Raw genomic sequence first — 8,085 nt, forward strand, 5'->3', positions numbered from 1 at the left:
TCGACTCCTACTGGGTGCATATAACGGGAAATAGCTCAGCTTGGTAGAGCACCTGGTTTGGGACCAGGGGGTCGCAGGTTCGAATCCTGTTTTCCCGACTGGATACAAGAAATAGTTAAGAAATGCGGAAGTAGTTCAGTGGTAGAACATCACCTTGCCATGGTGGGGGTCGCGAGTTCGAATCTCGTCTTCCGCTTTTTTTGTACCCGTAACACATCATTAAATAAGTTTCCGGGAAGTAGCTCAGCTTGGTAGAGCACTACGTTCGGGACGTAGGGGTCGCAAGTTCAAATCTTGTTTTCCCGACTCAAAAAGGCTTGCTGTTGCAAGCCTTTTTTGTTGTCTACTGAAAAGTCAGTAAACTTTCTTTTTAAGGGAATAATCGTTATAATAATAGTCAACGTTAGTCAAAGTTAAACTTACGAATGAATAAAAGGGATTGATATATTTGCAAAGTCAGAACATCTCAGATATCATTGAGGCCTATTTGAAAAAAATATTGGCTGATAATGAACAGATTGAAATTCGGCGCTCGGAAATTGCAAAATTATTCAACTGTGTGCCTTCACAGATTAATTACGTCATCAATACCCGTTTTACAGAACAACGGGGTTACGTTGTCAACAGTAAACGGGGTGGCGGTGGTTACATTCGGATTGTTAAGGTGCAATTTTTAGACGATCGCGATTTTTTGGAAGCCTTGATTAATAATATCGATTCGCGGATTTCGCAGAACGATACCTTGGCAATTATTCAAAAGCTATATGATGAGGAAATTCTCTCACAAAAAGAGGGCAACCTGATTCTGGCGGCGATGAGTCCACAAACGTTAGCCTTGAATGATAAACAATTGGAAGAGCAATTACGAGCGCAAATATTAGTTGCTGTATTAGAACGACTACGATACGAAATTAAGTAAAAAGTGAGGGGTTATCTATGAATAATCTATTTACACCTAGTGCCAAGAATGTTTTAATGTTGGCCCAAGAACAAGCACAAAAGTTCAATCACCATGCCTTAGGGACTGAACATTTATTGATTGCATTGGTATTGGAAAGTGAAGGCATCGCCGGCGCAACGCTCCGTGAATTAGGCGTGACGCCGACTGACGTCTTAGAAGAAATTGAACGCTTGACCGGTTACGGTAATGCGGTTGTTGCACCGGGTGCGAGTGGTTATTTGCCGTACTCACCAAAAGCGAAGCAAGTTTTAGATGTCGCGCGGGGTGAAGCCCAACAAGTCAACGCGATGAAGATCGGGACGGCCCATCTATTATTGGCTTTGTTACGGGACGATGATATTATTGCCGCTCGGATTCTATTAAATTTAGGGTTGAGTTTGGCTAAAACACGGCAGTTATTATTACAAAAAATGGGTGTTGATAGCACAACCGCTAAAAAACGGGCGAAGACGAAACCAAAAAATAATGTCCAAGAAGGTACGCCGACGCTTAATCAATTAGCGCGCGACTTAACCCAATTGGCGCGTGATAATCAGATTGATCCCGTCGTTGGTCGGACTGCAGAAGTGCAACGACTCGTTCAAATTCTGGCGCGCCGTTCGAAAAATAATCCTGTATTAGTTGGTGAACCAGGGGTCGGTAAAACGGCGATTGCGGAAGGTTTCGCCCAACGGATTATTGATGGCGATGTGCCGAGTGATATGCTACACAAACGGTTAATGATGCTTGATATGGGTTCATTAGTCGCGGGGACTAAATACCGTGGCGAATTTGAAGATCGTTTGAAAAAGATTATTGATGAAATTTATGCGGATGGTCAAGTGATTCTCTTTATTGATGAATTACACACGCTGATCGGGGCCGGTGGTGCAGAAGGCGCGATTGATGCCTCTAACATTTTGAAACCTGCTTTGGCCCGTGGTGAATTACAATTAATCGGGGCGACGACGCTCGATGAATATCAAAAATATATTGAAAAAGATGCGGCTTTAGAACGCCGATTTGCTACGGTTACGGTCAATGAACCAACGCCGGAAGATTCTGAACAGATTTTGGCTGGCTTACGGCCCCGTTATGAAGCGTATCACGGTATCACGATTACCGACGACGCTTTACATGAAGCAGTCGTGTTAGCGAACCGTTATATCACGAATCGTTTCTTACCCGATAAAGCCATTGATTTGATGGATGAAGCGTCAGCTCGGGTTCGTTTAGCCGCGGTCAATCAGAAGACGCCATTGGATAAGTTAGAATTAAAACTCCAAACGTTAGCGCAAGAGAAAGAAACGGCCGTTGGACTGCAAGATTTTGAAAAAGCAGCGGCGCTACACGAAAAAGAAGTTGCGACTAAGGCTAAGATCGTGAAGTTACAAGCTGAAGCCCAAGAAAATGGTGTGCGGGCTGATATTAAAGTGACTGGCGAAAGTATCGCAGAAGTCGTTGCTCAGTGGACAGGCGTGCCTGTGACTCAGTTACAACGCAAAGAAAGTGAACGTTTAATGCAGCTTGAAAAAGTCTTGCACGAACGGGTTGTGGGTCAAGAAGAAGCAATTTCAGCCGTATCACGGGCGATTCGTCGTGCGCGTAGTGGTTTGAAGGATCCGAAACGACCAATTGGTTCATTTATGTTCTTAGGGCCTACCGGGGTCGGGAAGACTGAATTAGCGAAGGCGTTAGCCGAAGCGATGTTTGGTTCCGAAGATAATTTAATCCGAGTCGATATGTCGGAATACATGGAACGCTACAGTACGAGTCGTTTGGTTGGGGCTGCCCCTGGTTACGTCGGTTTTGAAGAAGGTGGCCAATTAACTGAAAAAGTGCGCAATAAACCTTATTCAGTGGTCTTATTCGATGAAGTTGAAAAAGCCCATCCGGATGTCTTCAATATTTTATTGCAAGTCTTAGATGATGGTTATTTAACGGATTCAAAAGGCCGGAAAGTTGATTTCCGGAATACGATTATGATTATGACGTCCAACTTAGGGGCGACAGCTTTACGCGATGATAAATCCGTTGGTTTCGGCGTTAAAGATGTGACGGCGGATTACAAAGCGATGCAAAGTCGGATTTTGGAAGAACTCAAGAAAACGTTCCGACCAGAATTCTTAAACCGAATCGACGAAACGGTCGTTTTCCATTCCTTAACAAAACCTGAATTGCGCGAAATCGTTAAAATTATGGCGAAGAGTGTCTTGAAACGATTAGAAGCCCAAGGCGTGACGATTAAGATGACGGCTGCGGCGATGGATGTTGTCGCTAAGGCGGGCTTTGATCCGGAATACGGTGCACGACCAATTCGGCGGGCGCTACAAACCAAGGTTGAAGATCAGTTGAGTGAAGCCCTCTTGTCAGGTCAAATTACGACTGAATCACCGGTCACAATTGGCGCAACAAAGGGTCAGATTACAATTACTAGTAAAAATCAACAAACTGAAGAAACCCCAATTAAAAGTTAAACGAAAAAGCTTAGATTCAGGCGTGTAAAATCGTCCGAATCTAAGCTTTTTTAGTTTTTATTCTGATGAAGGGCCAATAAGCTCTCAAGTTGCGTAATTTCGGTTTTGATGTGCGTACCGATATTGGTTTGACTGACGCGTTGGCGTTGGCTGACTTGATCAATTACCCGTTTGGTCGAGATGATGTCGGTCATATTAGCGATCGCGTCGGCCTTAGTCGTGAATGGTTGGTGCGTGATCAGCTGCATGCCATATGAATTGTAGAGTAGGGTAAAACCTCCAATGCCGGTCGTGTGGTGATAAGCTTTCGAAAAACCACCATCGATGACGATCATTTGACGGTTAGCCATGATCGGATCATGCCCTTTTTTAACCGGTGTGTGGCCGTTGAGAATGTGGCCCGTCGTTGGGGATAAGTCGAATTCTGTTAATAACTTCTGGATAAAATCGGTTTGATGGCGCAATTGATAGTACGGATTCTTAGTTTCGACGTGTAATTGTGGATTAGTACTGAAATAACGTTCAAAAGTGGTCATTGCGGTCTTGCCAAAGAGTGGTGAGAGCGGACCTGTCCACAGATACCACAATAAATCGGTGGATAAGTTATCCTGTTGGGCGGGGTGATTGAAGCTCGTTCGGATTTGATGATCGAAGAAGTCTAACAAATCTTTGCCCGCATAGGGTTGACCAGCAATCGTCAAGGTTAAGAAGTCACCATTAGCATCGACCGGAATACAACCGTGGAACAGCAAGTTTTGATTATAGATTTGGTACATACTGCCGTGATCGATTAAAAAGGTCAGATGGCGCCGTAATTTTTGACAATGGGTAAAGGCCGTCAGTAAGTCCTGAATAATCTGGGCTTCTTCGGGCGTTAATGCGGCAGGCTCTTGGGGATTAATCATTTGAAAGCAGGTATTGGTCAATGGATAAGTTTGGCCGTTGATGTGCAGTGTTTGGCGCTCAAAATCGATTTTGGATAATAATTGGCGGTGGCCCATTTCAAACTCGGGATGCCGCGCAATCACGGTTTGTTCCAATTTAAATTGCATAATCGCCAACGCTTGTTGAACCTGGCTAATCTTGAGTTGTTCGCTTGGCGATAAAGCGGGTTGATTGGGATCATCGACGGGTAAGAAGGCCGGATTAGCTTGGTAATGAGCTTGCGCAAATTGCACTAACTCGGTTAAATCGATGCCGTACGACGCTTCAATGATCGCTAGGTTATTATAACGGGCACAAATCCGTAAGAGGTTTAATAAGCAGAGTTGGGAACCACTGGCGGCGCCGAACCAGAGAATATCGTGGTTGCCCCATTGAATATCGACGGCGGGTAAGCGGGTCAGTTGTTCGACGATTAAATCAGGGTGCGGCCCCCGATCGTAAATATCACCGATGATGTGCCAATGATCGACGACTAACCGTTGAATCGTATGGCAAGTGGCGATAATCAGAGCGTCGGCTTGGCCTAATTGAATAATAGTTTGCGTAATTTCTTGGAAGTATTGGCGTTTATCACTGTTGGCCACGTCATCGTACATCAATTCTTCAGTGATGTAGACGAAGTCGGGCGCCATGGCTTTACGGACTTTTGAACGGGTATATTTAGTCGAAACGAATTTCAATAATTCGATTAACCGTTTAAAAGTCGTCAAATACCACTGGTCCATTTCGGCAGCCGTTAATTGCTGGTGCTTACAGTCGAGACGTTGGGTCGGATAGTAAACGAGAAACGCGAAGGCTTTAATGGTTTCTTCGGTCATCTCACCGGAAAAAACAGCCGCAATTTTTTGACGCAGATTACCGGCACCCGTTCGGATTAGATGTTGAAAGGCGTCGTATTCACCATGAAGATCGCTCATGAACGCTTCGGTCGGTTTGGGCAAATTTAAAATGGCTTTGAGGTTAATAATCTCGGAGGTAATGGCCATGGTGGTTGGATATTGATCGGATAACGTTTTCATTTTTTGATTAATCATAAATAGGCTCCTTTCTAAATCAATGATTTGATTATACCAATTATTGGAATGAATGTTAAATTAAGAATTGATTAATATTCGTTAGTCTATACCAATTTAGGGTGTCGGAATAAGGGGACTCCCGCAATGGCCTGAAATGTGCTATTCTAGTTAGTATTGAAAAAGTTAAAAACGGAGGCAGTTATGATTGAAATTGTGGCAACGCCAGAATCAGTTGCGCAGGCAAAAGCGCTGTTGGCTCTTGGAGTCGATAATTTATATTTAGGGGAAGATTACTTTGGTTTGCGGTTACCGCATAGTTTTGAACGAGCGGAATTGACCGAAGTGGTGGCCCTTGCGCATGCGGCTGGCAAAAAAGTGACGGTGGCGGTCAATGCCATTTTCCATAACGACCGAATAGTTCACGTCTTGGACTATTTGCAATTCTTAGCTAGTCTGAAAGTTGATCAAATCACGGTTGGCGATGCTGGTGCGATTAATCTATTGCTTGAAAACCAAGTACCATTAGCTTATTTATACGATGCTTCGGTCACGGTGACGAGTGCCCGCCAAATTAATTTCTGGGCGAAACACCAAGCGCAAGGCGCGGTAATCGCGCAAGAAGTGCCCTATGAAGAATTGAAAACGTTGGCGCCCGCATTACAAGTCCCAGGCGAAATGTTAGTTTTCGGGGCAACTGCGATTCATCAATCAGGTCGGCCATTAGTCGATAACTATTTCGACTTTGTGAAAGCACACCAAGAAAAATCAGATCATAAACGGGGGCTATTCATTTCGGCACCCCGCAAGCCCGAAACCCATTATTCAATTTATGAAGATCGCAATGGCACGCACGTTTTTGCGAGCAACGATATTGATTTAATGCCGCGTTTAGATAAACTAGTCGAACTCGGTTTGAACCGCTGGAAGTTAGATGGTATTTTCTGCCCAGGCGATGATTACGTGACGATTACCGGTTTATTTATCCAAGCAAAAAACGCGTTTGAAAACCAACAATGGACATCGGCGTTAGCGGCTGATTTAGACGCGCAACTCCACGCCCTTTTACCTAAGAACCGCGAAGTCGATACCGGCTTCTTCGACATTGATCCTAGTGAGGTACAATAAAATGAGCAGAGTGATTACGAATAAACCAGAAGTCCTCGTACCAGCTGGGACACCTGAAAAATTAAAAGTCGCCATTGATTACGGTGCCGATGCCGTTTATATCGGCGGCGAAGCTTACGGGTTACGGACCCGTGCGGCCAATTTCTCATACGATGATATGGCCGTTGGTGTGGCGTACGCCCACGAACACGATGCTAAGGTCTATGTGACGGCCAATATTGTCGCGCATGAAGGCAATACGGATGGCGCTGGCGAATTCTTCAGAACCTTACGCGATATTGGGATTGATGCCGCGATTGTTTCTGATCCAGCGTTAATCGAAATCGCAATTACTGAAGCACCAGGCCTTGCTGTCCATTTATCGACGCAAGCCTCGGCCGCTAATTATGAAACCCTCAACTTTTGGCAAAAAGAAGGTTTGGAACGCATCGTTTTAGGTCGCGAAGTTGGGATTGCTGAAATCAACGAAATGCAAAAACATACGGATGTTGAAATTGAAGCGTTCATCCACGGTGCGATGTGTATCGGCTATTCAGGCCGCTGTACGTTATCGAATCATATGTCACAACGGGATGCTAATCGTGGTGGTTGTGCGCAAAATTGTCGGTGGAAATACGATTTATTTGAAATGCCAACTTTAGGCGATCAAGATTCTGAAATTAAAGCCGATGAAGCTTTTTCGATGAGCGCGGTTGATATGTGTATGATCGAACACATTCCTGATTTGGTCGAAGCGGGTGTCAATAGTTTGAAAATTGAAGGGCGCATGAAGACGGTCCATTACGTTTCGACGGTCGCTAACGTTTATCGCAAAGCCGTGGATAGTTATTGTGCGGATCCCGATAATTATGAACTCAAACCAGAATGGGTCGATGAACTTTGGAAAATTGCCCAACGTGAAATGTCGACCGGTTTCTATTACGGTGTGCCAGATCAAGATGATGAATTGTTTGGTAAGCGCCGGAAACGACCACAATATACGTTTATTGGTGAAGTGTTAGCGTATGATGCTGATCAACAAATTGTGACCGTCCAACAACGGAATAACTTTGGTGTCGATGATACAGTTGAATTCTACGGTCCAAACTTCCGCCACCATCAACAAGTCGTCGCCGATATGTGGGACGATGAAGGCCAAGCCATTGACCGCGCACCCCATGCGATGCAAATCATCACCTTCCATTGCGCCACCCCAGTCCAACCAGGAGATTTTTTGAGAAAACAAAAATAGAAGTGCTGGAACTCACGGGTAGCTTCTGAGCATTAGCCTAGTTTTGTGAATAAAGTCTGGGTTATAGACTTTATTTGCGAAACGTAGCTAAGCGCAGGAAGCTGTGAGTGCAAGCACGTTATCAAAGAAGTGCTACCTTGATTGCGTTTAGCAATTGAGTACTAATAAAAATTTCCAATTAACCAGAATCTAGTTTAATTGGAAATTTTAGATTAGACGGAAATTGTTGCAATCAAAAGCACGTTTTAAGGCGAAGTGCTCACACAAGCGGTTTGACCTTGAGCATAACCTAAGAATTGCCCATATGATTTGAGCTTTAATCATATGGGCAATTCTGTAGTTAGGCGGAAA

The 8,085-nt window shown here is 44.5% G+C and carries 5 protein-coding genes and 3 tRNA genes; 7 read left to right on the forward strand and 1 reads right to left on the reverse strand.

The window, feature by feature from the left end; translation table 11 throughout:
* Window positions 1-24 precede the first annotated feature (24 nt).
* From LFUMFP_RS01445 to LFUMFP_RS01465, 5 genes are all read left to right on the forward strand, one after another.
* Window positions 25-98 (forward strand) — tRNA-Pro (locus tag LFUMFP_RS01445).
* Between the two features lie 26 nt (window positions 99-124).
* Window positions 125-196: transfer RNA gene (locus LFUMFP_RS01450), tRNA-Gly, on the forward strand.
* 36 nt (window positions 197-232) lie between these two features.
* Window positions 233-306 (forward strand) — tRNA-Pro (locus LFUMFP_RS01455).
* Window positions 307-448: 142 nt separating this feature from the next.
* Window positions 449-919, forward strand: a complete 471-nt coding sequence (locus LFUMFP_RS01460; protein WP_025082613.1) for a CtsR family transcriptional regulator — start codon at window positions 449-451, stop codon at window positions 917-919.
* Window positions 920-936: 17 nt separating this feature from the next.
* Window positions 937-3,417 (forward strand): ATP-dependent Clp protease ATP-binding subunit, encoded by a 2,481-nt coding sequence (locus tag LFUMFP_RS01465; RefSeq protein WP_025082614.1) that lies wholly within the window; start codon window positions 937-939, stop codon window positions 3,415-3,417.
* 50 nt (window positions 3,418-3,467) lie between these two features.
* Here the strand turns inward: LFUMFP_RS01465 and LFUMFP_RS01470 are convergent, their stop codons facing one another.
* Complete coding sequence (locus LFUMFP_RS01470; protein ID WP_106482926.1) at window positions 3,468-5,396, reverse strand: fructose-1,6-bisphosphatase; 1,929 nt, start codon at window positions 5,394-5,396, stop codon at window positions 3,468-3,470.
* Between the two features lie 183 nt (window positions 5,397-5,579).
* Between LFUMFP_RS01470 and LFUMFP_RS01475 the strand changes: the two genes are divergently transcribed.
* Window positions 5,580-6,503, forward strand: a complete 924-nt coding sequence (locus LFUMFP_RS01475) for a peptidase U32 family protein (protein ID WP_106482927.1) — start codon at window positions 5,580-5,582, stop codon at window positions 6,501-6,503.
* Window position 6,504: 1 nt separating this feature from the next.
* Window positions 6,505-7,734, forward strand: a complete 1,230-nt coding sequence (locus tag LFUMFP_RS01480; RefSeq protein ID WP_106482928.1) for a peptidase U32 family protein — start codon at window positions 6,505-6,507, stop codon at window positions 7,732-7,734.
* Window positions 7,735-8,085: the final 351 nt, after the last annotated feature.

The sequence above is a fragment of the Latilactobacillus fuchuensis genome (assembly GCF_900258455.1).
GTDB lineage: Bacteria > Bacillota > Bacilli > Lactobacillales > Lactobacillaceae > Latilactobacillus > Latilactobacillus fuchuensis.